At 68.9% G+C, this 25,877-nt stretch carries 25 protein-coding genes and 1 pseudogene; 14 read left to right on the top strand and 12 right to left on the bottom strand.

Annotated elements, in window-relative coordinates:
* The first annotated feature begins 134 nt into the window (after positions 1 to 134).
* Positions 135 to 815 carry a peptide-methionine (S)-S-oxide reductase MsrA gene (gene msrA / locus ABZW96_RS10425; protein ID WP_355073300.1) on the top strand — a complete coding sequence of 227 codons (681 nt, stop codon included), beginning with the start codon at positions 135 to 137 and terminating at the stop codon, positions 813 to 815.
* 58 nt (positions 816 to 873) lie between these two features.
* On the opposite strand, the gene ABZW96_RS10420 is transcribed toward msrA, so the two are convergent.
* The gene (locus ABZW96_RS10420; protein ID WP_355073299.1) at positions 874 to 1,485 is read right to left on the bottom strand and encodes a hypothetical protein; all 612 of its coding nucleotides are present in this window, start codon (positions 1,483 to 1,485) and stop codon (positions 874 to 876) included.
* Positions 1,486 to 2,041: 556 nt separating this feature from the next.
* Between ABZW96_RS10420 and ABZW96_RS10415 the strand changes: the two genes are divergently transcribed.
* The 4 genes from ABZW96_RS10415 (at position 2,042) to ABZW96_RS10400 (ending at position 5,599) form a co-directional block, all read left to right on the top strand.
* Complete coding sequence (locus ABZW96_RS10415) at positions 2,042 to 2,374, top strand: rhodanese-like domain-containing protein (RefSeq protein ID WP_355073756.1); 333 nt, start codon at positions 2,042 to 2,044, stop codon at positions 2,372 to 2,374.
* 20 nt (positions 2,375 to 2,394) lie between these two features.
* Positions 2,395 to 3,429: a DUF4328 domain-containing protein gene (locus tag ABZW96_RS10410; protein WP_355073297.1), complete on the top strand. Its 1,035-nt coding sequence runs from the start codon at positions 2,395 to 2,397 to the stop codon at positions 3,427 to 3,429.
* Positions 3,426 to 4,193 (top strand): glycerophosphodiester phosphodiesterase, encoded by a 768-nt coding sequence (locus tag ABZW96_RS10405; protein WP_355073296.1) that lies wholly within the window; start codon positions 3,426 to 3,428, stop codon positions 4,191 to 4,193. Before ABZW96_RS10410 ends, ABZW96_RS10405 begins: the two co-directional genes overlap by 4 nt.
* A 485-nt stretch (positions 4,194 to 4,678) precedes the next feature.
* Positions 4,679 to 5,599, top strand: coding sequence for a DUF5926 family protein (locus ABZW96_RS10400; RefSeq protein ID WP_355073295.1), 921 nt, complete (start codon positions 4,679 to 4,681; stop codon positions 5,597 to 5,599).
* Between the two features lie 230 nt (positions 5,600 to 5,829).
* On the opposite strand, the gene ABZW96_RS10395 is transcribed toward ABZW96_RS10400, so the two are convergent.
* The 4 genes from ABZW96_RS10395 to ABZW96_RS10380 form a co-directional block, all read right to left on the bottom strand.
* On the bottom strand, positions 5,830 to 6,378 hold the full coding sequence (locus tag ABZW96_RS10395) for a ferritin (RefSeq protein WP_355073293.1): 549 nt from the start codon (positions 6,376 to 6,378) through the stop codon (positions 5,830 to 5,832).
* 71 nt (positions 6,379 to 6,449) lie between these two features.
* A complete protein-coding gene (locus tag ABZW96_RS10390) occupies positions 6,450 to 7,001 on the bottom strand; it encodes a ferritin-like domain-containing protein (protein ID WP_355073291.1) in 552 nt (183 codons plus the stop codon).
* A gap of 10 nt (positions 7,002 to 7,011) precedes the next feature.
* On the bottom strand, positions 7,012 to 8,379 hold the full coding sequence (locus ABZW96_RS10385; RefSeq protein WP_355073290.1) for an LCP family protein: 1,368 nt from the start codon (positions 8,377 to 8,379) through the stop codon (positions 7,012 to 7,014).
* A gap of 127 nt (positions 8,380 to 8,506) precedes the next feature.
* Complete coding sequence (locus ABZW96_RS10380) at positions 8,507 to 9,301, bottom strand: CPBP family intramembrane glutamic endopeptidase (protein WP_355073288.1); 795 nt, start codon at positions 9,299 to 9,301, stop codon at positions 8,507 to 8,509.
* 457 nt (positions 9,302 to 9,758) lie between these two features.
* Here ABZW96_RS10380 and ABZW96_RS10375 point away from each other — a divergent pair.
* Positions 9,759 to 9,863: pseudogene (locus ABZW96_RS10375) on the top strand (3-hydroxyacyl-CoA dehydrogenase); the annotation flags it as partial.
* Positions 9,864 to 9,999: 136 nt separating this feature from the next.
* On the opposite strand, the gene ABZW96_RS10370 reads toward ABZW96_RS10375, so the two are convergent.
* A complete protein-coding gene (locus ABZW96_RS10370; RefSeq protein ID WP_355073287.1) occupies positions 10,000 to 10,767 on the bottom strand; it encodes a DUF2470 domain-containing protein in 768 nt (255 codons plus the stop codon).
* A 147-nt stretch (positions 10,768 to 10,914) separates the two neighbouring features.
* Here ABZW96_RS10370 and ABZW96_RS10365 point away from each other — a divergent pair, with 147 nt between their 5' ends.
* From ABZW96_RS10365 to ABZW96_RS10355, 3 genes are all read left to right on the top strand, one after another.
* A complete protein-coding gene (locus ABZW96_RS10365; protein ID WP_355073285.1) occupies positions 10,915 to 11,328 on the top strand; it encodes a hypothetical protein in 414 nt (137 codons plus the stop codon).
* 95 nt (positions 11,329 to 11,423) lie between these two features.
* Entirely contained in the window at positions 11,424 to 12,338 is a 915-nt protein-coding gene (pheA, locus tag ABZW96_RS10360; RefSeq protein ID WP_355073283.1) for a prephenate dehydratase, read from the top strand.
* The gene (locus ABZW96_RS10355) at positions 12,335 to 13,003 is read left to right on the top strand and encodes a histidine phosphatase family protein (RefSeq protein ID WP_355073282.1); all 669 of its coding nucleotides are present in this window, start codon (positions 12,335 to 12,337) and stop codon (positions 13,001 to 13,003) included. Before pheA ends, ABZW96_RS10355 begins: the two co-directional genes overlap by 4 nt.
* A gap of 18 nt (positions 13,004 to 13,021) precedes the next feature.
* Here the strand turns inward: ABZW96_RS10355 and ABZW96_RS10350 are convergent, their stop codons facing one another.
* The 6 genes from ABZW96_RS10350 to ABZW96_RS10325 all read right to left on the bottom strand — a co-directional run bounded on the left by ABZW96_RS10350 (position 13,022) and on the right by ABZW96_RS10325 (position 18,823).
* Positions 13,022 to 13,849 carry an ESX secretion-associated protein EspG gene (locus tag ABZW96_RS10350; RefSeq protein ID WP_355073280.1) on the bottom strand — a complete coding sequence of 276 codons (828 nt, stop codon included), beginning with the start codon at positions 13,847 to 13,849 and terminating at the stop codon, positions 13,022 to 13,024.
* Complete coding sequence (locus tag ABZW96_RS10345) at positions 13,846 to 15,018, bottom strand: PPE family protein (protein WP_355073278.1); 1,173 nt, start codon at positions 15,016 to 15,018, stop codon at positions 13,846 to 13,848. Before ABZW96_RS10345 ends, ABZW96_RS10350 begins: the two co-directional genes overlap by 4 nt.
* Before the next feature lie 51 nt (positions 15,019 to 15,069).
* Complete coding sequence (locus ABZW96_RS10340; protein WP_159849106.1) at positions 15,070 to 15,381, bottom strand: PE domain-containing protein; 312 nt, start codon at positions 15,379 to 15,381, stop codon at positions 15,070 to 15,072.
* Positions 15,382 to 15,545: 164 nt separating this feature from the next.
* Positions 15,546 to 15,896, bottom strand: coding sequence for a metallopeptidase family protein (locus ABZW96_RS10335; RefSeq protein WP_355073276.1), 351 nt, complete (start codon positions 15,894 to 15,896; stop codon positions 15,546 to 15,548).
* A 10-nt stretch (positions 15,897 to 15,906) separates the two neighbouring features.
* Positions 15,907 to 17,046, bottom strand: a complete 1,140-nt coding sequence (locus tag ABZW96_RS10330) for a septum formation family protein (RefSeq protein ID WP_355073275.1) — start codon at positions 17,044 to 17,046, stop codon at positions 15,907 to 15,909.
* A gap of 76 nt (positions 17,047 to 17,122) precedes the next feature.
* Positions 17,123 to 18,823: an aldehyde dehydrogenase family protein gene (locus ABZW96_RS10325; RefSeq protein ID WP_355073273.1), complete on the bottom strand. Its 1,701-nt coding sequence runs from the start codon at positions 18,821 to 18,823 to the stop codon at positions 17,123 to 17,125.
* Between the two features lie 92 nt (positions 18,824 to 18,915).
* Between ABZW96_RS10325 and serS the strand changes: the two genes are divergently transcribed.
* From serS to ABZW96_RS10300, 5 genes are all read left to right on the top strand, one after another.
* Positions 18,916 to 20,178, top strand: coding sequence for a serine--tRNA ligase (serS, locus tag ABZW96_RS10320; protein ID WP_355073272.1), 1,263 nt, complete (start codon positions 18,916 to 18,918; stop codon positions 20,176 to 20,178).
* Positions 20,179 to 20,353: 175 nt separating this feature from the next.
* The gene (locus ABZW96_RS10315) at positions 20,354 to 22,141 is read left to right on the top strand and encodes a bifunctional diguanylate cyclase/phosphodiesterase (protein WP_355073270.1); all 1,788 of its coding nucleotides are present in this window, start codon (positions 20,354 to 20,356) and stop codon (positions 22,139 to 22,141) included.
* Positions 22,142 to 22,327: 186 nt separating this feature from the next.
* The gene (locus ABZW96_RS10310; protein WP_355073268.1) at positions 22,328 to 23,671 is read left to right on the top strand and encodes an MFS transporter; all 1,344 of its coding nucleotides are present in this window, start codon (positions 22,328 to 22,330) and stop codon (positions 23,669 to 23,671) included.
* Positions 23,672 to 23,752: 81 nt separating this feature from the next.
* The gene (locus tag ABZW96_RS10305; RefSeq protein ID WP_355073267.1) at positions 23,753 to 24,694 is read left to right on the top strand and encodes a DMT family transporter; all 942 of its coding nucleotides are present in this window, start codon (positions 23,753 to 23,755) and stop codon (positions 24,692 to 24,694) included.
* Between the two features lie 54 nt (positions 24,695 to 24,748).
* The gene (locus ABZW96_RS10300) at positions 24,749 to 25,774 is read left to right on the top strand and encodes a MauE/DoxX family redox-associated membrane protein (RefSeq protein WP_355073266.1); all 1,026 of its coding nucleotides are present in this window, start codon (positions 24,749 to 24,751) and stop codon (positions 25,772 to 25,774) included.
* Positions 25,775 to 25,877 lie beyond the last annotated feature (103 nt).

Raw genomic sequence — 25,877 nt, 5'->3', positions numbered from 1 at the left:
CATTCGTACACCCGGTCGATTCCAACTCGGGCCCACGCCCGCGCATTCCGGTGACGCCGCTCACACCTAGCGGGTCGCGCACCGTCACATCACGCACATCGGCCCCACTGGAAACGCACGCGTAGCATCGAACCATGTCGTGGTACGACGAACTAGTGGGGCGTCTGAGCCTCCCCGAACCCGTCATGGTCGCTCCCGAGCAAGCCCTGCCCGGCCGGGCGGAACCGCTCGACGTGCCGGATACCCACTACGTCAACGGTCACCCGATCCGCCCGCCGTTTCCCGAGGGGCTCCAGCTCGCGGTCGTCGCGATGGGCTGCTTCTGGGGCGCGGAGAAAGGCTTCTGGGAGCTCGACGGCGTCTACTCCACGGCAGTCGGTTATGTCGGCGGGTACACGCCGAATCCCACCTACGAAGAGGTATGCAGCGGACGGACGGGTCACGCGGAAGCGGTGCTCGTCGTGTTCGATCCCGCGGTGATCGACTACGCGGGCATCCTCAAACACTTCTGGGAGAACCACGATCCCACCCAAGGCATGCGGCAGGGAAACGACCGCGGCACCCAATATCGTTCGGCCGTCTTCACCTTCGGCGCCGAGCAGGCCGACCTCGTCGGCTCGACGGCCGAGTCCTACGGTAAGCGGCTGGCCGCGGCGGGATACGGGCAGATCACCACGGAGATCACGCCGCTGCCCGGGCTGGCGGCCTTCTACTATGCCGAGGGCTATCACCAGCAGTACCTGGCCAAGAATCCCGGGGGATACTGCCCCGTTCACGCCACCGGAGTGAGTTGCCCGGTGGGCACGGGCGCCTGAGCGCCGAGGTGCGACGAACCGCACCCAAAAGTGCGGTTCACTCGCGACGGTTCGGCGCTCAGAGCGGCGGCGCGATTCCCGGACGACTGGCTCGCGGGTCGCCCGCATCGTGCGCCCGCCACCACCGCGCGCCGCCCGCGACGAAGTCCGCCAGCGGGATCTGCTTGCCCCGCGCGTCGTACACGGTGATGCCGTCGAACCACACCCGGACGTCCAATTCGCGCGGATCGATGCCCTCCTCCTGGGAGAACTCCAGAACGTGTGCGGATTCGCGATCACCGATGCGGGTGTCGAAGCTGAGCAACTCGCTCCACAGCGCCCAACTGCTGTCGTCGAGATCGATGAACTCCCAACCGTGCAGCCGCCCGCCGCCGAAACTCCGGATCGCCTCGTCCAGGCCTTCCAGTCGCAGCGGCAGCACCCTGGGTTCCAGGTCGTCCCAATGCTGCGTCCGCAGTGACGCGGCGACCCGGCTCACGCCGGTGAACGTCACCTGCACCCGATAGTCCTCCGTCGCCGTTCCGCGTTCGGGAAGAGTCAGCACTTCGAGGTCGAGTCGCAGTTCTGCGGCGGCCTCGTCGATCGCGAGGCCGAGGCACGTGGCCTCGGACAACGCGATATTGAGCCCTGCGATGTCCATTCCGTGGCGTAGCCCCCTGCTCACGTTCATGCGCCCAGGCTACCGATCGTCTTCGCCGGATCGCGGGATTTCGGCGGCGTTCTGGATTCGATGGAACCGAATGCGCCTCGGCGCCGTCCAAGTAGATATCGGGCCCTCTTCGGCCGCGGGTTCCGATGTCGGCGACGAATGGCCGCTCCGGGATTGGTATGGAGGGGAGTCCCGGATCGGCCATTCGCATCGCTCGACCGTTAGGGACTGATCCGTACTTCGATCAGGTAAAGCATGCCGAGAACGGACCAAGGGTTCACAACGACACCAGGTCGATAGCTGATCAGTTGCTAGAAAGCCGGTTCAATCCCGCGAAACGCCTTCGACACCTGCGCCTTGTGGATCGAGCTGTGGATTATGTGGATAACTTCGCCCGAGTTATGCACAACCAGCATCGGGCGGGTGCGCGGTCGAGTTCCGGAGGGGAGAACATACCCGAAGTCGTGGCTCGCTGTCGAGGTCGCTCCCCTGGCATGGAACTGCACGGCGGTCCGCCACGCATGGCAGGATCGAATCTGTGACGAGCCCCCACGTTCCGTCGGTCACGGTGGAGGACGTGCCTGCCGAATTCGACAGCAGCGCGCCCGCGTCGGCCGACACGCCGCGATCGATCCTGCTCGACGTCCGTGAGGACGACGAGTGGCGGCTCGGACACGCCCCGGGCGCGATCCACATCCCGATGGTCGACGTTCCCGCCCGGATCGACGAGCTGGAGTACGACGCGGATCTCTACATCATCTGCAGGCAGGGCGGTCGGTCGCTTCAGGTGGTCGAATATCTCACGCACATCGGCTATGAGGCCATCCAGGTCAACGGGGGCATGGTGGCATGGCAGCACGCCGGCCGCCCGCTGGTCGCGGAGGGCGACCACGAGGCGAAGATCTACTGACGAAAGAACGAGGTGCGCGGGTGAGTACGGTGGTGCAACCTTGTGCGCGCTGCGGTGCGCGCTGGGCCGTGCAAGGGGCGCCGATGCACTGGTGCCCGCGCTGCCGCGGCGTACTCCTCTCGCCGGGGCCGATCGACGCGCCCGCCGACCGTCGCAACTACCGCTGGGTGGCGCGCAAGCCCGACCAGCGCGGTCGGCGAGCGCAGTCGGCCGTCCGACCGGCCCCGCCGAGCCGCACGCCTCGGTACACGCAGATCCCGCGCTGGGGTCTGATCGACCCGCCACCGCACGCGGGCGGCGCGGCGCGTCGCCCGTTCGGCAAGTTGACCCACTCGGTGATCAGATTGCTCGTCGCGACCGCCGTCGTCTTCGGACTCGCGGCCGTCGCGGAACTGGCGCGCTACGGGGTGTTGCTGCGCAACCGGACGCGCCTGATCCACCCCGCCGTCCTCTTCGCCTCCGACGCGTTCGTGATCGGCGCCGGAGTGCTCGCGGTCGTGCTCGCGCTGCTGGCGGCCGCGGCCACCGTCGGAAGACTGATCGAGATCAGGCGCTCGGCCTACGCCGCCACGGGCAGGCGCGACCCGCGTTCGCCGCGAGCGCTCGCGCTCGGCTGCCTGATTCCGGTGGTCAACCTGCTGTGGCCGGGGGTCTTCCTGAGCGAAGTGGCCGCGTTGCAGGGTGATCCCAGGACGGGACGGGCGGTCCGGATCTGGTGGGCCGCGTGGGTCTTCGGCGGCCTCGTCACGGTGGCCGCGCTACTGTGGCGGACCGCGGATTCGTTGCAAGCCGAGGCGGACGGGGTGCTGTTCACCGCGTTCACCGACGCGGTCGCCGCCGCGGTCGCGTTGCTGACCCTCTGGGTGTTGCGAACGATCGAGGGGCATGACCTACTCGGTCGCAGCCGGACCGCGCGCCGCTGGCTGATCGCGGTCGACCCCGCGGTGCCGGTGATCGAGCCGGTGCATCCCGGCGGACGTGCACAGGCGGGCGCCGACGCGCACGAGGACAACGGTGCTGAGGACCGTGAGCAGGAGGAGGTTATGGCCAAGTGAGCCAGGGCAGTCGCGCGCCGTTCGTCGTCGCGCATCGAGGCGCCTCGGCGGCGCGCCCCGAGCACACGCTCGCCGCCTACGAGTTGGCGCTCCAGGAGGGCGCCGACGGCGTCGAGTGCGATGTCCGGCTGACCAGGGACGGACATCTGGTGTGCGTGCACGACCGCACCGTCGACCGGACCTCCTCGGGCAGCGGTCTGGTCAGCGAGATGACGTTGGAGGAGCTGCGGGCACTGGATTTCGGCGCCGACGGCGATCCGGCCTCGGTGCTGACCCTCAGCGAGCTGATCAGCCTGGTGCTGGACTGGCGTAGCAGGCCGACCAAGCTGTTCATCGAGACCAAGCACCCGGTCCGCTACGGCGCGCTGGTGGAGAACAAGCTGCTCGCCGAGCTCCAGCGCTTCGGCATCGCCACCCCCGCCTCGGCGGATCATTCCCGCGCGGTCGTCATGTCGTTCGCGGCCACCGCCGTGTGGCGCATCCGCCGCGCCGCCCCGCTGCTGCCCACCGTCCTGCTCGGCGAATCGTCGCGCTACCTGGGCGGGTCGGCGGCCACCACCGTCGGCGCCACAGCCGTCGGCCCCTCGGTGAAAACACTGCGCGAGCACCCCGACCTGGTCGACAAGGCCGCCGCCGCCGGCCGCGCCACCTACTGCTGGACCGTCGACGACCCCGACGACGTCCAATTGTGCGCCGACCTCGGCGTCAGCTGGATCGCCACGAACCACCCCGGCCGCACCAAGTCCCTGCTCCCCGCCGCCTGACCCGGTTCCGCCGGAAGGGGTTGTCGTGGCTTCCAACAAATCCTCGATCGTCCGTCGCTGCGACGCACGCCTCGATCAGAGCGGAATACGGTGCGGTGAACGTTGGGGGGGTGTGCAGGTCGGAGCGCATCGAAGTGGTCGTCGCAGGTGCGGTGGTGCCGTAGCGGAATCTCTGTGGCGTCCACGTCGATGGCGGGCGCTCGACGCCGCGCCGAGTTCGGCGGCCTTTCGCCACGCCCACCCGGTGAACTAGTTTGCGCGATTGCTCCCTGCCGCGACCACGCCACCTCAACCCCCGGTTTCGAGCGAAGCGAGACCGAGCATCCGCCGTTCGCGGCCCGGCTCGCGTTCGAGCGGCCGCCGCGTCCGCGACGAAGTCGCCAGCGGCGGTCGCTCGGACGCGAGCCATAAAGGGCCGCGAACACCCAGCGCCGCAGGCGCTGGAAAAACAAACACAGCCAAGAAACACGGTAGGTTGACCCCTCGTGGGTAAAAGCAAGCGCAACAGTCCTAAGCCCGGTGGGAACCGGGCGCAGCGTCTCGCCGAGCGGCGAGCGGCGCAGGAGCAGGCGGCACAAGTCGTCACCCGTCCGTTCGAGGGCCTGGCCGCGGAGTGCGATCTGGTCGCGCTGCGCGAATTCGTTCCTTCGGCCACCGCCCGGTTGACGCTGGCGGCCGAGGTCGCGGCGGAGCGGCCGGTCGTGCTCGCAACGGTGCTGCCCGGCGCGGTGGCCGCGTTGGTGCGCGCCGGTGACGAGCCCAGCGGTTACGTCGGCGCGCAGGTGCAGTTCCAGGGCGCGGATCCGGCCGCCGATCTGGCCGCGGCGATCCTATGGACCCAGTCCGCCGAGCCCGGTGATTCGCTGACCTCGGTGGAAAGCGTCGCGGGAGGCCCGCGGCTGGCCGATGTCATCGATCCCGCCGCGAGCCTGGACTTGACCGTGCACCAGGACTTCGACTGGTGGGTGCCCGCAGGGGTCGAGCCCGACCCGCAGGTCGCCGCCACCATCGAGCAGGCCAAGCAGGCGATCATGCCCTCGGCGCGGCTCGGGCTCGCCGCCGACACGATCGGTGCCGCCTGGTGGGTGGACGCGGGCGAGAAGGCGCACATCCGCTGGGTGCGGCCGGAGGACGAGGACGCGCTCATGCTGGCGCTGGCCCGGGTGCACGCCTCCGGCGGTCTGCACCTCGGCGAGGGTTCCCGGTTCGCGGGGTCGTTCCGCACGCACGGAGTGCTGGTCCCGGTCTTCGACCTGGACCGCGAGCGACACCCCGACGAATGGGTCGAGCCCGCAGCCGAATTCGGCGCTCGGCTGTCCGAGGCGCTGGCCGTCGACGCCCCGTTGACCTCCGACGAGCGGCGCTCCCGCGACGGCCTGCGGTCGCGTCAGGTCACCTTGCGCTGAGCCCGGATATCGCGAGACTTGGGCAGAAACGGCCTTTGTCGGCGGCGGTGTTTTCCGGTTGCCGCCGGTGCGGCTCGAAATATAGGAAAGACTCGCCAAACCACTGCGAAATGTGGTGGAACCGTCGTTTACGCCGACATTCCGACTCGCCGTCCGGTAGAACGTCCAACAGCGACAGGCCCGGTTCCTGATACGGAACCGGGCCTGTTTCACCTATACGGCGAACGCCGTCAGACGGAGCCGCCCGCCGCCGAAGGCGCGCCGGAGGCGTCGCTCGGGCCGCTCATTTCCCGGGCGACGAATTCCTCCAGGTCGAACAGGTTCGACCCGGCGCGATCGGCGATGGTGAGCAGGGTGGTCATGTTCGCGACTTCCTCGACCTGCTCCTTGAGGAACCACTGCATGAACTGTTCGCCCAGGTAGTCGCCCTCTTCGCGGGCGGTGCTCGCCAGCTGGATGATCTGCTCGGTGACCGTCTTCTCCTGGGTCAGTGCGAGCGCGATCGGCTCCCTGGCGTTCTCGAACCGCGATTTCGCGGCATCGATGCCGGAAATATCGACGCTGATATCCCGGTCCAGGAAGTACTGCACGATCATCATCGCGTGATTGCGCTCTTCGACGGCCTGCTTGTAGAACCGCTTGGCCAGCTGCGGGAGATCGGCATTGTCGAACCACACCGCAATCGCGATGTACTGATGCTCGGCATTGAATTCGTGCCGGATCTGATCGTGCAACAGGCTGTGAAATTTGCTGCGGGGTGATTCCGGATGGCTTGACATGGCATCGACATTAGCGCTGGTCAAGACCCGTGTCATCCAAGTGCAGCCTTATTGAGGCTAGTGTTGCCTAATTAATTCTTCGCCGCTCCAGCCATTTTCGGCGCCGGAATATCGGTGCGCGGCCGCGGCCGTGTCTCCCGGGCGACGAACTCCTCGACGTCGAACAACTGCCCGTCGGCACGGTCGATCACGGCCAGCAACGTGCTCATCCCGGCGACGTTCTTCACCTGATCGGCGAGGAACCACCCGATGAAGCGTTCGCCGAGATAATCGCCGGAGGTGCGGGCAGTGTGGGCCAGATCGCTGATCCGGGCGCTGCGGACCTGCTCGATCTCCAGCAGCGAAGCGACCGCGCCGCGCGGGCTTTCGAAGGTGGACTCGATCTCGTCCAAGCCGCCGATCTGCACCGGGAGATCCCGGTCCAGCAGGTACTGCACCATGCGCAGGGAATTGCCGTAGTGCTCGCGTGACCGGTCGTAGGCGTGTCCGGCCAACTGCGGCAGTCTGCGTGAGTCGAAGTACACGGCGGCCGCGAGATACTGCTGGGCAGTGGTGAATCCGTGACGGATCTGGGTGCGCAGCAAGTCGGGAAAGGACTCGTCGGCCTCGTCGATGTCCGGCATGGCATCGACGCTACCGCGTCAGCAGGTCCTCCGGGATCGGACGGTCGCCGGCGAGCGCGTCGAAGAACCGGCTCGCTTTGGCCTTGTCCCACAGCAGGACGTTGCCGCTGTCGGTGTCCTCGAATCCGCCTACCGGTACCGCCGTGGCGATGGTGTCGCCACGCAGCGCCCAGCCCAGGCCGCTCAGATCCCAGATGTGGTCGCCGTTGTCGACCTTCAGCGACTTGGCGGTGTCGGTGGCCAGCGGCCAGAGCTTGAACGGATTGGCCAGCGTGGCTCCACTGGTCGCCTTCTTCAGCAGGGCGGCCATGAAGATCCGCTGGTTGTTCATCCGGTCCAGGTCGGCGAGCGCGGTCGCGCGACTGCGGACGAAACCCAACGCCTGTGGTCCGTTGAGTCGCTGGCAGCCCGCGGGCAGGTCGATGCCGGCGAGCGGGTCGTCGATCGGTTTGGGCACGCACACGTCGATGCCGCCGAGCGTATCGACCACGCTGGCGAAGCCGCCGAAGCCGATCTGCGCGTAGTGGTCGATCCGCAGGCCGGTGGCGATCTCCACGGTCTGGACCAGCAGCGCGGGGCCGCCGATGGCGAACGCGGCGTTCAGTTTGTCCTTGCCCTGGCCCGGGATGCTGACGTACGAGTCGCGCGGCAGGCTGACCAGCGTGGTCTTCCCCGACTGCGGCACGTGCACGAGCATGATCGTGTCGGTGCGCTCGGGGCCCACCTCACCGCCGGTGGCGAGTTCCCGCTCCTGCTCGGCAGTCAGTCCGCCACGGCCGTCGGACCCGACCAACAGCCAGTTCGTGCCGGGTGTGTCGCCGACGCGCTTGGCGTAGTTCGCCAGCGCGGGGATGCGGTTGAGCGAGTTGTCCAACTTGATGACGGCGCCGACGGCGGCGAGCACCAGGACCAGCAGGATCACCAGGAACCAGCGGAAAGGGTGGCGCTTGCGGCGCGGTCGTGGAGCCCGCGGCGGACGCTCGCCGCGTGGCGGCACCGGTGGGGGGCCTTCGCGGAACGGCCTCGGTTTCCGGGGCGGCGTGTGCGGCGGACCTTCGTGATACGGAACCGGCCGCTGTGTCGGCGCGTGCGACGGAACTTCGTGATGCGGCACCGGGCGCTGCGTGGGGGCGTGCCTGCGGGCCGGGGGAGGCGGCGGCATTCGCCGCGCCTGTTCGGGCGGGACCTGCGAATACGCCAGCGGCTGTGCGTGGGGGTCGGCGGTTCCATCACGGCGCACGACCTGCGTGGGCTCGATCGGCGGCGGACCGCCGGACCCCGGAGGCGGCATGCGACGGCGCATCGGAGGTTCACCGGGTCTGCCGGGCGGCGGCATCCGGCGCGTATGCGCGTTGCGCTGGGGGTCGTCGCCGTTCATCACTGGAACTCTACTTATCGGGCGGTTGTGACGTGCCGCATGTGGACGCGGGCGCACGCGGAAGCGGCGCTGTTCCGTAATTCGCAGGCGGCACCAGGTTGTTAGCGCTGCCGAGGGCACAGTTGCGTCACGGCAGCCACGAAACATGGCCGCGCAGAACGGTGTAGCCGATGTAGGCGACCGCATCGATGGTCGCATGGGCGAGGACCAGCGGCCACAGCCGATTCGTGCGCTGCCAATAGCGGCCGAATATGACGCCCATCACAAAGTTTCCGAGCCCGCCGCCGATTCCTTGGTACAAGTGATAGCTGCCCCGCAGCACAGCCGAGGCCAGCAGAGCCGAGTTCGCCGACCATCCGAGCCTGCGCAGCCGGGTGAGCAGGAACGCGACCACGATGACCTCTTCGGCCAAGGCGTTCGCGCAGGCCGAGAGGACGAGCGCGGGCAGTCGCCACCAGTAGTCGCCGAGCGAGGCGGGGACTATCGTCACGCTGACGCCGAGTGCGTGCGCCGCGAGATACAGCCCGAGTCCCGGCAACCCGATGATCGCGGCCAGCGTCAAGCCGGGTAGCACGTCGGCGCGCCAACGGAGCCGGTTCGCCAGCCCGATCAGTCGCGGGCCGATGCCCCCGCGCCACAGCAGATATAGGCCGAGCGCGGCCCAGCCGAGCAGCCGCAGCACGCTGAGCAGCTGGAACAGCAGGTCGATGGTGGACTGCGTGGCTCGCGACGGATTCAGCGCGACGGTCCGTCCGCCGATCCCGCCCGGGGCGAGCGCGCTCTCCACCAGCGAGAGCGCGGCGCTGAGCCCGCTGAGCCCGAACGTGACCAGCAGCACCACGGCGATCTCGAGTTTGATCGCCAGCCGCTCCCGATCGGTCGGCTCGGCCTCGTCCCACTCGGCTCTGGACTCCGCACGCATGGGTCGAATCTATTGCGCTCGTCCGCCGCGGCGCGCGGCGCGTCGGCATGTGAACTGCCTGGTGCGTCGTCGGCGTCTCCGCTGCGGCGCATGCTTCCGGGCCTGGTGGCCCAACCCGGCCCGCCACTCGGTCGAGCTCGGACTTCGGGTCTGCGCGCGCTGCGGCGAGCAGCCGCCACTCCGGCTCACCGGAGCATCCCTCTAAACGACGGTTCACCGAAGGAGTGTGCGACCAAGCGGCGCTGGATCAGCCCGGGCACGATGCGCTCGAGGCAGCCGGACCGCTCACCGCGGATTCGCCACAGGTCGGGATCGAACGAATCGGTGTGGTTGACGTCCGTCGTCCGCCCGCGTTGAACGAATCGGTGCGATTGCCATTCGCCGCGTCGGTGTGCGTGTCAGCCGAGCAGCCAACCGCGTCGGGAGTGCGTGCGCCCAGCCGATGCGCCGCCCGTCTCTCACCCTCATTCCCGCCGATGTCACCAGCAACGACGAGGTCAGCGCGGCCGTCGCGCGGGTCGTCGAGTCCGGCGCTCCACGCATCGTGGTCAACTGCGCCGGTTGTCCACAACCTCTGCGGGCAGGGGCCATGGAACGCTATCTCGTCCGTCTTCTCGGGCCGGTCATCCCGTTCTTCGCCTTGGTACTTCCGTTCGCCGGCCCGATGCCGCTGAAGATCGTCTTGATCGTGCGGCGGGTCAGATCCGGCGCAATCCATTGAGGAACGGGCAGCCCGCCAGCGTGCGTACGGCGCGGCTGAGCCCCTCGATGTCGTGCGCCGGTGCGCTGAACGGCAAGCGGAAGTCGTGGTCGCCGTCGTGTCCTTCCACCCGCAGCGTGAGCCCGTACCGGTCGATGGCCAGCGGGTGCACGATGCCGCGCCGCAGGTGTGGCGGCAGATGCCTGGCCAGCTGGGCGACGACGTCGGCGTGATCGGCCTGCATGTGCTGCAGCCACGCGGATTCCATGGCGCAGAACGGATCCGGCTGCGCCAGGCGCAGTTCGTCGCTGCGCACCGATTCCGCGCCGGTCGAGTCGGCCACCACCGCGGAGTCGATCACCAGCCGCAGCAGGGTGGCGCCGAAGCCGATGTCGAGCAGGCCCGGATGCGGGTAATCCTTGGCCACCTCGGTGGCCAGCGCGCGCTGCGCCTGGGTGGGCACCGCCCGTACCCAACCGCGCAGCCAGACCAACGCGCGCACCGGCTCGCGCAGCGGCAGTGGGGCGTGGTCGGTGAGCTCCAGCACCGCGGGCGCGCCGTGGTCTCCGGAGTTGCCTGCCAGGATCGCGGCGACCGAGGCCGTCGGCACCGCGATCACGGCATCGCCGCACTGCCGTACGTGGTGCACGGACGCGGGCGTCGGATCGATGCCCGGCATGGCCAGCACCGCTTGCTCCGCGTGCGCGCATGCGCTGCGCACTCGCTCGGCGGTGGACGGTGCGAAGGTCGAGGACGGACGCGGCATACAAACCTCCGTGGAGCGTGGCGCGCTTGACTGTTGATTAGGTTACCCTAAGCTAAGTGACGAGGCGTGGTTCCGCAAGCGTTCCGATCCGGCTGATCGCAGCGAACTGGATCGGTTCCGGTGGAACCGGGTTGTTACGGTGAGGGCGTGTCGGAAGGGTCGGAATCCGCAGAACCGGTGCTGGTGACGTTGTCGACGCCGCCGCGGCGCAGTCTGGTCGACGGGCTGGTCCGCAACATCGGCGCAAGTCCCGCCGCGCCGACGCTGGAGCTGGACGCGCCCGACACCGGGATCGCCGACTTCCTCGCACACGTGGCCCACTCTGATACCGGCTTCGTCGCGCGCACTTCCTCGGGGGAACGGGCGCTGGCCATCGTCGCCGCCACAGCCGCCGCCCTGTGCGGCGAGGACATCGGCGCGGCCCTGCGCGCCCCCGACATCGCCTTCCTGACCTCGCTGAAACCGCCGGCCGTCGAGGCGGTCCGTTCGGTCCTGCGCGCCATCGAGACCGAGGCCGCGGACCGGGTGAACGCCGCATTGCGCGTGCTCAACGGAGGTTGAACACCGCTAGGGCGGTCCTGGAACAGATGACCGGGACCGGCAGGCCCTTCGCAATTGGTGGGGAGCCGGGCGAGCGCGCAAGTAATCTCGTAACCGTGCCGCGAATCGCGTACTTCGGGCCGTCCGGAACTTTCACCGAGATGGCCCTCGCTCAATTGGAATCCTCGGGAACCTTCGCCGGGCCCGTCGAGCGGATCGCCGCGCCCAGCCAAGGCGCCGCGCTCGACCTGATCCGTTCCGGTGAAGTGGATGGCGCGGTGGTGCCGATCGAGAGTTCCGTGGAGGGGTCGATCTCGGCGACGCTCGACTCCCTGGCAATCGGTCCGCGCCTGCAGATCGTCGCCGAGACCGAACTCGAAGTGAGTTTCACGATCCTCGGCAAGCCGGGCACGGCGTTACCCGACGTGCGCACTCTCGCCGCTTACCCCGTGGCCGCCGCGCAGGTCCGGCTGTGGGTGGCGCGGCATCTGCCGCAGGCGCAGCCCTACACCTCGGCGTCCAACGCCGCCGCCGCCGAGGACGTGGTGGCGGGCCACGCGGACGCCGCCGTGTCGACCGCCCTGGCCGGAGAGCGGCTGGGATTGATCGCGCTGGCCTCCGGGGTCGCCGATCACGAGCAGGCGATCACGCGGTTCGTGCTGTGCACCCGGCCCACCGCGGCGCCGCCCGCCACCGGCGCCGACCGCACCTCGATCGTGCTCGAGCTGCCGAACGTACCGGGCTCGCTGATGCGCGCCTTCGCCGAGTTCGCCACGCGCGGTATCGATCTGACCAGGATCGAGTCCCGGCCCACCCGAACGGGCATGGGCACCTACCGTTTCTATCTGGACTGCGTCGGGCACATCGACGACACCGCGGTGGCCGAGGCGCTCAAGGCGCTGCACCGCACCGCGCGGATCCGCTTTCTCGGATCTTGGCCGGCGACTTCCGCGACCGGTACGCCACCACCGTCGGACGAAGCGTCCGCGGAGTGGTTGATCCAGCTGAGAAAGGGGATGGCCGACCTATGACCGGGAGGTTGATTCTGGTCCGGCACGGCGAGACCGAGGGCAATGTCGCCAAGCTGCTGGACACCCGGATTCCCGGGTTGCCCCTGACCGAACGCGGTGCGGCACAAGCGAAGACGTTCGGTGAGGGCCTGCTCCGCCCGCCGCAGGTGCTGTTCTCCTCGGCGGCGCTGCGCGCGCGCCAGACCGCGAGCTACATCGAGGCGGCGACCGGTGTCGCCGCCATGGTGCTCGACGGACTGCACGAGGTACAGGCCGGCGACCTGGAGGGAGAACACAGCGAGGAGGCGCACCAGACCTTCCAGCGGATCTACCGTGCCTGGCATGAGGGCGATCTCACGCTGCGGGTGCCCGGCGGCGAATCCGCTCAGGATGTGCTGGATCGGTTCCTGCCCGCGATCGAGGAGCTGCGGAATACGTATCTGACACCGGACGTTGCCGCGCCCGGGGACGTGATGGTAGTCAGTCACGGTGCGGCCATGCGGCTCGTCGGCCGCACGCTTTCGGATGTGCGTCCGCCGTTCACCACGAACAACCACTTGGACAACACCGAGACCATCGAGCTGGTACCGATGCCGGACGGCAGGTGGGAGTGCATTCGGTGGGGACGATTCACGCCGCCGTTCGGCTACGAGGTCGCACCGACTTCGGACGATCCCATGGGTTAGCGACGCTCGTTCGGTGCTTCAGGACAGCTTCGGATTCCGCGGGAACTCTTCGCGTTCCGGTAGGAAGTTGATCAGATCCTGCACGGCCGTGCGCAGTCGCGCGGGAGTCCCGCTACTGAGCGACGTCCACTTGACGCCGTCGTCGGACCTGCTCGCGGTCGCGATGAATCGGCCGGCGCGCGTGTTGAAGACGGCGATGTGGTTGTCGGCCGCGTCTCGGGTGCCATCGCCGTAGATCACACTGACGATCTCGGCATACGAGTGGATCTCGACCAGAGCCGCGGCCAAGGTCTTCGCGTCCTGGGCCGGGTTGCCCACCTTCGCCAGCCGTTCCGCGGTGGCCGCCGCGTCGCCGGTGTCGCCGAAGATCGTGGCCAGCTCTTCGGTCGGGGCGTTCATGCCGTACAGCTCGAGCGGCTCGGCATAGCCGAGTGCCGCGAGAACCGTTCCGGGCAGGTCGTTTCCAGCCTCGTCGACGACGTAGGAGTCCTGTCCCCGAAGGGCGACGACCGGGAGGTCGACGCCCTTCGCCAGACAGAAGCGGCTCACCCAACCATCGACGACCAACCGCAGCGCGATGATCCAGTGGGGCCGGTGCAGCGCGCGCAGCCGATTCTCCAGATCACGATGCAGCACATCGTCGATCAGGAGTTCCCGCTGGGCGAGCGACTCGGCGGCCGCGTCCATCGCCGCTTTGTGGTCGGTCAGATTGTCGTACCGTGCCCTCGCGTTCAGGACGACGGGAACCTCGATCTGCAGTTTCTCTACGAGGAACTGCATTTCGTCGAGCGACAGGACGACCGCGTCGAGCGTCGACGGGCTGCGGCCCGCACCGAGTACGGTCACCTAACCGTCCCGCTGAGGTCACCGCCGATGACCCCATCGGCGGTGAAGCGGCCGTCGTTGAAGTGCTCGGTCGACCGCAGGTAGTCCCGGCCGTCGTGTTCGGTCTCGTCGTCCTCGTCGCTGCGCGCCTGGTTACCGAGCAAGGGGTTGCCGTTGCCGGTGTTGGCGGGCCGGACCGGCGCCGCCTCGACGCCCTTGACCGCGACGCTCTCCTGCACCGGAGCCGTGCTGCCACCGATCGTGCCGTTGGAGCCCCAGCCTTCCGGAAGCTTGAGCGAGCCGCTGCTGATGCCCGCCGCCGATCCGAGACCGGAGAACGACACGGCACGCGTCGCCGCACCGGTAGCGGTGGCTGCCGCACCGATACCCATGGCCATGGGAGCCATGCCGGAGAAGGAGGGCGCGGAGCTGGTGGTGGCGGCCGCGATCGCGCTGCCCGCGACATTTCCGACGGTGGAGACACCGGTGGTGGCGATCGAGCCGACGGCCTGAGCGGCCTGGGTGGCAGCGCTCGCCACCCCGGGGTTGCTCAGGAACGCCTGGGTGGCGGCCACGGCAGCCTGGATCGGATCGGCCGGGACCTCGGTGGTCGTGTCCGCCGCTTGCTCGGGACTTGCCGTCCCCGCGCCCTTGGCGATCGCCGGCGGTAACAGGAATTCGGCGGGCGTGGCGACCATGGCGCTGGTCGCGGCCTCATAGGTCTCCATGACCAGCGCGGCACGGATGTCCATCGCGTTCCTGGCGACTTCGGCGGCTTCGAACGCACCGCTCAACACGCCCGGCGGGTTCGCCGACGCGGCCAAAGCGGTGTTGACGGCCGCGATCTCGGGCGGGCTCGGCATCGCCAGCGCGGCGACGGTGTAGGCGGTGGCGTTCGCCGCGGCCTTGGCGCCCATCGCGGCCGCCTGCACGCCCTGCTGCTCGGACCAGCCGAGGAAGCCGGTGAGCTTGCCCAGCGCGGCGATGCCGTTGATGCCCTGCATTCCGACGCCGAGTTCGGCCATCACCCTGGCGACCGTCGTCGTCGCGTCGATCCAGGCGGCGGTGAGCCCGCCCCATGCGGTGGCGGCGGCCGAGATCGGAATCGCGTGCGCGCCCGCGTGAAGTGTGGCCGAATTGATCTCCGACGGGCGCGCCGCCCAGATCACCCCGGTGACTCCTGCAACCATGTCTGACTTCTCCCCTGCTTAAAGCGTTGCTGATGGATCTCGCTTGCGGAACTACACCTGGATGGCGCTGATGCCGGCGGCGCGGACCACGTCGCCCGCGACGTGCTGGGCCAGCTGCATGCGCAGCGTCGCCGCGGCGTGGTGGCACTCCAGAATCGCCTGCGCGATCGCGCGATCGTGCGACATCGCCCCCTGATTGAAATGGCTCGCGCTGAGGAAGGAGACTTCTTCCGCCCCGGAGGGCAGCACGTGCGTCGCGGGCGCGGTGATCGCCGCGGCGGCGGCCAGACGTTCGGCGACGAGGTCGAGTTCGGCCGCGGCGGCGAGAATGGCTTCGGGTGCGATCAGTACATGTCCAACCATGACTCGACTCCTTCTAGTGGCTGTGGGGCGGAACCACGAGAATTCCCCCTTCGAGTGATAGGACGCGACAGCAACGCGATCGGTTCCATCGAATCCCCAATTTTTCGATCTCCGTGCCGATTACACACCCACCGCTGGTGGTGCGCAATACAGCTCGGTTCAGACTATCCCCATCCCAGCTGATGCAGGCGGTCTTCGTCAATGCCGAAATAGTGTGCGATCTCGTGGATCACGGTGATCGCCACCTCTTCCACCACTTCGGATTCGTCGGCGCAGTGTTCGAGGATCGCCTCGCGGTAGATGGTCACGGTGTCGGGAAGCGCTCCGCCGTAATGACTGTCACGCTCGGTGAGGGCGATGCCGTGATACAGACCGAGCAGGTGTGGATTCTCCGGATCGCGCGGCTCGATCAGTACGACCACGTTGTCGATCGCGCGGGTCAGCTCGGGCGGGATGAGATCCAGTGCGTCGCCGACCAATTCCTCGAACCGGTCGGCGGACATCGTCACGGGCATCGGCGCTCGGCTACCTGGGCTGAGGCTGCGGCGGCAGGGGCGCGGCGCCCGGCAGCGGTGCGGGCGTGGAACGTCCGTTGTTCGGCGGCGGCACCGGAGCCTGGCCGTTGATCAGGATCTCGCCCTTGGCCGACCCGGTGATCGGCGCGAAGCCCTCCCGATCGGCTCCCTTGCCGATCATGCAGTCCAGCTTGCGGCTGCCCGCCATCCAACTGCGGGCATCGATGTAGTCGAAGAACAGCGTGAGCGTCTTGTTCCGGATGACGTCCGGCCCGCCCAGGTAGTCGGTCGACGTGCGGGTGCACTCCTCCTCGACGAACTTGTCCTGGTCGTCCTTCGCGGGCGGGCCTCCGTTGAAGTGGGCGGCCAGATCGACGGTGGAGACGATCTCCACGGCGTGCGGCTGGGCGCAGTCCACCGGATCGGTGGGCAGGTTCTGGTTGATGCCGAGGCACACGCCCGCCTCGTACACCTTGGACTGATCGTGCTCGGTGGCGCTGCCGACCGACGGCGGGGTGCCGACGCTGGCCGCGATCTGCAGGCCGCAGCGCAGGGTGCGGTCACCGTGCTGCCAGCCGTCCGGGCTCGGATACATCAGCCCGACGATGTACTTGCCGCGCGGATCGAACCGGCCCGACATGTACTTCTGCACCGCGGGCACGCAGTGCTCCTCTTTCAACTCGGTCAGGCGCAGCGAGTCCGGGAACCGCGAGCCGGGACCGAACTCCTTGCCCGGATACCTGCTCATGTCGATGTCGGCCGCGACCTCGAACATGTGCTTGCTCGAGCAGTTCACCTTGGCCAGGTCCGATCGGTCCGGCTTGGTCCAGCTCAGGCAGTCGCCCTTCGCCGCGGTGCCGAACTCCTTCTCCAGCACCGGCTGCGCCGGAGCGCCGGGATTGTGCGCCTCCAGGCCCTTCTCGTTGTCGAAGCCGGTGACGAACAGCGTCACCAGGGCCGCCACCACGGCGCCGACGGCCACCGCGAGCAGGCCCCAGCGCAGGGTGTGGGCCGACAGATGCAGATCGCGCAGCTCGCCGTCGGCGAGGGCGGCTCTGGCCGAGTCGAACGAGCGCCGTACCGAGTCGGCGCGCGACGAAGCGCCGCGCTTGGGCGCCTGCGGGGACCGGGACATGCGTTCGGAGGACATCGCGGTCCATCATGGCAGTGTCGGTGCCGCGGTGCCACGACCTGCCCCGATCGGCGCGGCACGGGCCACGAGCGATTCAGCCGCGCAGGGCCGAGAGGAAGACGCCGGGCAATCGGGCGGGGTTGGCGTCGGCGTAGAACTCGGTGAGCCTGCGCCCGGTGGTCGCTGCGGTGGCGTTGCCGACGAACCACGGCGGCTTCGGAGAGAGGGCGAGTTCGCCGCCCAGCAGCGAGCGCGGCACCGGCCGGAACGGGCCGTGCACCACGGTGCGCTCCACATCGTCGAGCAGCAGGGCGTTGTGCACCACGCCGATACCGCTCTGCACGTCGTCGAGGGTGTGCCCAGGGAAGGCTCCCCAGGCGGCACGCGGCGCGAGGAAGGCCAGACCGGTCCAGCTGTTCACCGCGATCGCGCCGTAGCGCAGCCGTTCGATCGCGCGGTCGAAGGCGACACCGAGCCTGCGGATGGTCGTCGGATCGGCGATCAGGTTCGCGCCGAGCGTGCCGGTCAGCTCGGCGTTGGCGAAGTCCACCGCGCGTTGCAAGAACTCGCCGCCCGTGTAGGGCAACTCCACCACGCCCAGCACGGGGGAGAAGTACTCCGTGCGCAGCAGCGGCGAGCCGGTGCGCGGCAGTCCGCCGACCAGCACCCGTCCCGCGCCGAGACGCTCGGCCTCCGGGTACGAGGCCAGCGCGTCGGCGACCCGCGCGTCGCTGCCCGGGTAGTAGGCCGTGCGCTGTGGCGCCCGCTCCATGGCCAGGCGGAGTTCGGCGAGGAACTCGTCCTTGCGGTCCCACTCGGAGCCGATCACCACCGCCTGCGCGGCCACGCAGTTGTAGCCGCCGTTGTGCAGCCGTTGGGTGGCCACGTGCTCGGCCTGGTAGCGCAGATCGGCGTCGGACCAGTCGCCGGGCACCACGATGGTCGGCGAGACGCCGCCCAGTTCGCTGCTGATCGGCTTGTCCAGCAGTGGCCGGTTGTGCTGCTTGCGTTCCGCGCCCTCGGCGCCGGGGCCCCACACGATGGCGTCGTGGGTCTGCGCGCTGCCGGTCATGTGCACGTGCGCGACGTCCGGATGACGCACCAGGTAGCCGCCCTGCTGCGCGCCGCCGGTGAGGATTCGCAGCGCGCCGATCTCCAGCAGCGGTTCGAACACCATCTCGAACACGGTGAACAGCGGGTCGGTGATCGGGTTGAGCTTCAGCGCGACCACCCGGTTGTGCGCGAACAGCTCGTACAGCGCGTCCAGCGGCGGAATCGAGGTGATGTTGCCAGCGCCGAGCACGGCGCCGATCCCGCCGGTCGCGGTGGGATCGAGCTGGGCGAGTCCGGCTCGCCGACGGGCGGCGTCGGCGTCGACGCCGGGACGCAGCCACACCTCGCCGCGGAAACCGTTGAGCAGCAAGCGATCGTAGACGCCGAACGGGAATACCGGCACCGCCAACCGCCCGCCCGGCGCCTCCCGCAGCGTGATGCCCGCCAGTGGACTTCGCCCGGTCTCCAGCGCGGCCAGGGTCGCCGACAGCGCGGCCGTGGCTTGCAGCAGCGTGAGCGGCCCGGACATCCACTCCTCACCGACCAGCGCGGAGTGCTCGCCGAGATCCTTGACGACGCACGCCGCGCGCACCCAGTCCTCCGCGAGGCGGCCGGTCCTGGCGTGGATCTCGTCGAGCAGCGCGCGGCGGCGGCGCAGCGACGTCGCGGCCCACACTTTCTCGCCCGCCGCGAGATCGGCCAGCGCGTTGTCGATGGCCGTCTCGTCGAATGGGGTGCCCACAAACCCACTATGCGCGCGATCCGAGGTGGATGGTCCGCATCCTGGGATATCGGCGTGAAAGCGCAACACACCGACTACTAGGCTGGTGGCCCATGATCGACCTCCGATTCCTGCGGGACAACCCGGACGCGGTCCGCGCCTCGCAGCGCGCCCGCGGCGAAGACCCCGTTCTCGTCGACGCGCTGCTCGAGGCGGACGCGGCGCGGCGCGCCGCGGTGGCCACCGCGGACAACCTGCGCGCCGAGCACAAGGCGATGGGCAAGCTGATCGGTAAGGCGAGCAAGGACGAGCGGTCCGCGCTGCTGGCGCAGGCGTCGGAGATGTCGGTCAAGGTCAAAGAGGCCGAGGCCGCCCAGCACGCCGCCGACGTGGATCTGGACACCGCGCACCGCGCCATCTCCAATGTGGTGCAGGACGGCGCGCCCGCGGGTGGCGAGGCCGATTTCGTCGTGCTGCAAACGGTCGGCACGCCGCGGGAGTTCGACTTCGAGCCGAAGGACCACCTGGAGCTCGGCGAGTCGCTCGGCCTGATCGACATGGAGCGCGGCGCGAAGGTCTCCGGCGCCCGGTTCTACTTCCTGACCGGCTACGGCGCGCTGCTCCAGCTGGGCATGCTGCAGCTGGCCGCGCAGAAGGCGGTGGCCAACGGCTTCACCATGATGATTCCGCCGGTGCTGGTGCGCCCGGAGGTCATGGCGGGCACGGGGTTCCTCGGCCAGCACGCGGCGGAGGTCTACCACCTCGCCGACGACGACCTCTACTTGGTCGGCACCTCGGAGGTGCCGCTGGCGGGCTACCACTCGGACGAGATCCTCGACTTGAGCGACGGCCCCAAGCGCTATGCGGGCTGGTCGTCGTGTTTCCGCCGGGAGGCGGGCAGCTACGGCAAGGACACCCGCGGCATCATCCGGGTGCACCAGTTCGACAAGGTGGAGATGTTCGTCTTCACCACGCCCGACCAGGCCGACGCCGAACATCAGCGTCTGCTCGCCTGGGAACAGGAGATGCTCGCGGCGATCGAGGTGCCCTACCGGGTGATCGACGTCGCGGCCGGTGATCTCGGCAGCTCCGCCGCGCGCAAGTTCGACTGCGAGGCGTGGGTGCCCACGCAGCAGACCTACCGGGAGCTCACCTCGACCTCCAACTGCACCACGTACCAGGCGCGGCGGCTGGCCGTCCGCTATCGAGACGAGAACGGAAGGCCGCAGATCGCCGCGACCTTGAACGGCACGCTCGCCACCACCCGCTGGATCGTGGCCATTCTGGAGAACCACCAGCAAGCCGACGGGTCGGTCCGGGTGCCGTCCGCCCTGGTCCCGTTCGTCGGTACCGACGTGCTCCGACCGACGAATTGACAACGGACGAATGACGTTCAGGTAAATAGCTACTGGTTCGCCATGCCGTATTCCCGGGATGTGGCAACCAGGGGGATTCCTTATGTCTAGGCTATTCGTCGTGCGAGGAATCGGGTCTCGCGGCGATACCCGAACCCGGGTGCGGGCCGCGTCTGCGTTGGCGACGGCTATGGTCATGGCTCGGACCACCGGGGCGTTCTACGTCATGGGCGGGGTGCTCGGTCTGCTGATCACCGCCATCGCCCCTGGTGAAGAGGGTAATCGTCCGCTGGTAGGCGGGGCGGCAGCGGTGGCGCTGGTGCTCGGTCTCACGCTGCTCGCATGGGGCCCGCGGCTGCCGCATTCGATTCATCACGTCTATGTCGCGATCGCGACGGTGTTGGTGACGATCGCGGTGCATTCGTTCCCGAACACGGTGGGCGCGATCAGCCTCGCGGCGTTCTACGTCTTCATCGCGTGCGACGCGGCCCTGTTCTTCGCCTGGTCGCAGGCCGCCGCCCATATCGCGTTCGCCTTGGCGCTGTGCCTGTGGGTGCTGCCCGCGCGGCCGGTGACGCCCGGGTTGCCGTGGTGGTCGGGCCTGATCCCGGCCGGCGTGACCTTCGGTGTCGGCGTCGTCGTCGGGATCCTGACCAGGATGGCGTCCGAAGCCGACATCGACGTGCTCACCGGCCTGCTCAACCGGCGCGGCTTCGACCGGGCGTTGAACACCGCGATCCAGCAGGCCACCAGGTCCGGGCACGGACTCGCGCTGGTGCTGGTCGACCTGGACCGTTTCCAGAAGATCAACGACCATCTCGGGCACCGCGCCGGTGACGCCGTTCTGCAGCGAGTGGCCGACACCTGGTCGAAACTTCTGGCTCCCGATCAGCGCCTGGCGCGTTACGGCGGGGACGCGTTCGCCTTGCTGCTGCCGAACACCACCGAGCAGGCCGCGATCCTGCTCACCGAACAGCTGCGCGCCGCGGTGACCACCGGCTGCTCGGCAGGCGTGACCTCCTGGCAGCCGGGCGAATCGGGGTCGCTGCTGGTCAGCCGCGCTGACGTCGGCCTGTACCGGGCCAAGCAGGCCGGACGCAACCGGACGGTGCTGGAGTCCTCGCGGCAGCTGCCGCTGGCGGTGGAACTGCGCGAGGCGATCGACCGGGGCGCCCTCGACGTGCACTACCAGCCGATCGTCAGCCTGACCGAAGGCGGCGGCAAGGCCGTCGGTGTGGAGGCGCTGCTGCGCTGGTCGTCGAGCGCGCAACCGGATGTCACCACCGAGGGCTTGATCCGCGTCGCCGAGGAATACGACCTCATCGCCGATCTGGACGAACTGGTGCTGCGCCGGGCCTGCGCGGACGCCGCCCGATTGCAGGAAACCTTCGCCCAGCTGGATCTCACACTGAACGTGAACGTCAGCGGGCTGGAGCTGGCCGAGACCGGTTACGCCGACCGGGTGGCGGGCATCCTCGCCGCCACGGGGTGGCCCGCCGACCAGCTGGTGCTCGAAGTGACCGAGAGTGAGCTGGCCGCCGAATCCCAGACCGCGATCGAGAATCTGCACACCCTGCGCGACCGTGGCGTGCGCATCGCCATAGACGACTTCGGCACGGGATACTCCTCGCTCAGCCGACTGGCCACGCTGCCGAGCGACATTCTCAAGGTCGATCAGTCCTTCGTCGCCGCGATCCGCTCGGATTCGCCCGCGCCGCCCTTGCTCGGCGTGATCGCCGCGCTCTCCAACGCGCTGGACCTGCAGGTCATCGCCGAGGGCGTGGAGACCGAATATCAGGCCGCCGTGCTCACCGAACTGGGCTTCGCACTCGCGCAGGGTTATCACTACAGCGATTCGCATCCGGTCTCGGAGCTGATCAGCGACCTCAACGAGAACAAGGGCCGGATCGGCCAAGGTGTCACCGACCGGGAGTTGGGCGACGGAGATTCGGTTCCGGCGAACGGCTGGGTGCCGTTGCCCTGATTCGCGCGGCGGCCGATTCCCTTCGACGCGCCCGAGCGGTAATTCCCTTGACGCCGCGAGGCGGGGATGGCCATGCTGATCGGCATGCGGTTGCTCGTCTACGCCTATTGATTCGCTGGATCGCCGCGCGCCCGTCGGACGGGTAGCGCGCGTACTTTCAGTCTGCGCTCGCTGACGGTTCGGGCGGTGCTCTTCAAGAGCACCGGTGAACTGATTCCGCTGTACGCGCTGTATGCCCTGCTGTTCGCCGATCACGGCATGAGCACGGGGCAGATCTCCTTACTGTTCGCCATCTGGTCGATGACCTCGTTCCTGCTCGAGGTGCCCTCCGGTGCGTGGGCCGACACGGTTTCGCGGCGCGGACTGCTCGTGCTCAGCGGTGTTCTGCTGACGGCGGGCTTCGCGCTGTGGACGGCGGCGCCCTCCTTCACGGGCTTCGCCGCCGGGTTCGTGCTGTGGGGTACCTCGGGCGCTCTGGCCTCCGGCACCTTCGAAGCGTTGCTGTACGACGATCTCGCCGCCCGCGGTGCGTCGTCGACATATCCGCGCATCCTCGGTTACACCCGGGCCGGTGCGGAAACCGCCGTCGTCATCGCGATCGTCGCCGCGACGCCGCTGTATCTCATCGGTGGCTATGCCCTGGTCGGCTGGGCCAGTGTCGGTCTGGCCGCCGTGCACACGCTGGTCGCGCTCTCGCTGCCCACCGCGCCGAAGGCGGTGTCCGCGGCGAACGTCGATGATCTCGAAGAGGACGAGTCGGCATCTTTCGCGCCACCTTCCGTGGTGGCCGGTGAGACGGGCGGCTCCGCGGGTTCGAATGCGGATGTACGCGGGTCGGTCTCGGTGATCGAGGGCTATGACGAGACTCGGGATGATCAGGCGGACGTCACGAGGAGATCGGGAACGTTCGCGCGCTACCTCACCATGCTGAAGGCCGGTGTGGGCGAGGCCCTTCGCGTGCGGATGGTGCGCTACGGCGTGCTGCTGGAGGCGCTGCTGTTCGGGATCACGGCGTTCGACGAGTATTTCGCCTTGCTGGCGGAGGAGGCGGGCGTATCGACGGCCGTCGTGCCACTGCTGGTGGGCCTCACTGTGCTCGGTTCGCTGACCGGGTCGGTGCTGGCGGGGCGCACCGAAGGAATGTCGGGCCGGACGATGTCGATCGCGGTGGGTGTCGCGGGCGTGCTCTTCCTCGGCGGCGCGCTGATAGCCGGTCTCGCGACCGGTCGTCCGAACGCGGTGTACTTGCTGACCACCCTCGGCTTCGCGTCGATCGGAATCTCCTACGGCATCGTCTACAACGCGGGCATCGTCGCGGCCGCCCGCCTCCAAGACGCCATCGAGGGTCCCGCCCGAGCGACCGTCACCTCGGTCTCCGGTCTCCTGGGCGAGGTGATCGCCCTAGCGGTCTTCGGATTCGCCGCCCTCCTGACCCTCCACGCCGCCATGTCCACCCTCTTGGCCATCCTCGGCGCCTCCATCCTCGCCATCGCCGCCCTCATTCCCCGCTGGCTCCCACCCCGCCACTGACCACGGGCGGCACACGATCGAGAGCGCTTCTCGCGAAATGCCGCAGTGATGTGCCGCTCGACGATTGGGTAGCGTGCGGGAGTGCGGTTGGGGCTGTTTGCGGGGTTCGGGATCGGTGCCGGGGTGGCGGTGCAGGGGCGGATCAATGGCGCGTTGGGGGCGCGGTTGGAGGATGGGATCGCCGCGGCCACGATCAGTTTCGGGGTGGGACTGGTCGTGTTGGGGGTGGCGTTCGCGGTGAGCGGGCGGCTGCGGGACGGTGGGCGGCGGGTGCGGCTGGCTCTGGCCGAGGGTGGGCTGCGGCCGTGGCAGTTGCTCGGCGGGCTGTGCGGCGCGTTCTTCGTCGCGTGCCAGGGGCTGACGGTCGCCGCGATCGGCGTCACCGCGTTCACCGTCGCGACCGTCGCGGGGCAGTTGCTCAGCAGCCTGGCCGTCGACCGGCTCGGGCTCGGTCCGAGTGGGCGGACGCCCGTCACCGTGGTGCGTCTCGTGGGTGCGGCGCTCGGGGTGGCGGCGGTGCTGGTAGCCGGATTCGGGCACCACCGCGCTACCGGTGGTCTCTCCGTGCCCGACGCGCTGCGCGGCACGCCGACCGTGTTGTTGATCGCGCTGCCCGCGCTGGCGGGCATCGGCCTGGCCTGGCAGCAAGCGGTGAACGGCAAGGTGGGCGCGGTCGGCGGAGCCATGTCGGCGGCGATGGTCAATTTCTGCGTCGGCCTGGCCGCGCTGCTCGTCATCGAGGCCGTGGTCATCGCGACTTCGGGCGGCCCGGCCGCATTCCCGACCGAGCCTTGGCTCTACACCGGCGGTTTCATCGGCGTCGCCTTCATCGCCCTCGCCGCCATGGCGGTGCGGTGGATCGGCGTGCTGCTGCTCGGGCTCACCTCGGTGGCGGGACAGTTGCTGGCCTCCGTTGTCCTCGACGTGCTCACGCCGACCAGCGCGGGCTTGTCCGCCACCGCGATCGTCGGCTGTGTGCTGACGTTGGTCGCCGTCGCCATCGCGACTCGGTCGCAGTCCTGAGGACACTCGCCCGACATTCATGTTCGAAGTGCATGAATGTGGGAGGGTGCGCTCATGCTGATCGAATACGGGGTGTGGGTTTCGCGGCTGGGACTGACTGTCGTCTTCGCGCTGTCGGCCTGGGGCAAGCTGACGGATCGCGGCGCGGCACGGCAGGCGGTGAGCGATTTCGGGGTGCCGCTGCGCTGGGTGCCCGCGGTGGCCTGGGGGTTGCCGATCGCCGAGGCGATGATCGCGGTCGGTGTGCTGTTTCCATGGGTTTGCGGCCCGGCGGCGCTGGCGGCGCTGCTGCTGCTCGGCGTGTTCACCGTGGCGATCACGCGCTTGCTGCGGCGAGGCGAGCATCCTTCCTGTTCCTGTTTCGGTGCTGCGAGCGCGGCGCCGATCGGACCGAGGACGCTGGTGCGCAATGCTCTTCTCGCGGCGCTCGCCGTGGTTGTCGGCATCGGCGCGCAGACACATCCGCGCGTTCCGATGGGCCTGCCCGCCGACAACGCGGTCGGCTGCGCGGTTGTCGCCGCAGTGGGCGCGGTGCTGGTCTGGTTGACCGGCCAGCTGCGTGTCCTGCGCCGCCGAGTGGACGAGCAGGCGTTGTCCACGCTGGGTGCTGAGGGCTTGCCCGTCGGTGCGGTGGCGCCGGAGTTCGAACTGTTCGGCCCCGAGGGAACGAAGACCACGCTCGAGGATCTCTTGGCCTCGGCGAGGTCGGTGCTGCTGGTCTTCGTGCACCCCGGCTGCGAGCTGTGCGCGGCGCTGGCACGGGAACTGCCCCGCTGGCGTGCGCGAACCGGTGACGCCCTCGCGATCGTCGCGGTCGGCAACGGCGATGCCGCCGAGCAGGCCGCGTGGGGAGCCGAGCACGGGTTGGAGGACATTCCCTCGCTCGTGCAGCAGGGCAACGAGGCGGCCCTGCGTTACCGGGTGCGCGGTACGCCGTCCGCCGTGCTGATCGATCCCGAGGGACGTGTCGCCGCGCCGGTGGCCAGAGGGGGCATCGCGATCCGCGAGTTGATCAGCACGGTGCGGGCAGCGCCGCGCAAGCCGGCGCGCGACAAGATCCCGGCCGGGGCCGCGCGTTAGTTTCGGGGCGTACCTCTTTTCTGCCGCCGAGACCGACCGGAGCCCGGTTATCTACTGGTTAGCAAATTTCTAGCAAATCTACGGTGATGCGCCGATAGGATCG

It is taken from the genome of Nocardia sp. NPDC004168, assembly GCF_040610355.1.
GTDB lineage: Bacteria > Actinomycetota > Actinomycetes > Mycobacteriales > Mycobacteriaceae > Nocardia > Nocardia sichangensis.
The sequence above is the reverse complement of the archived record's forward strand: the minus strand, read 5'-3'. Positions and strand labels throughout refer to the sequence as shown.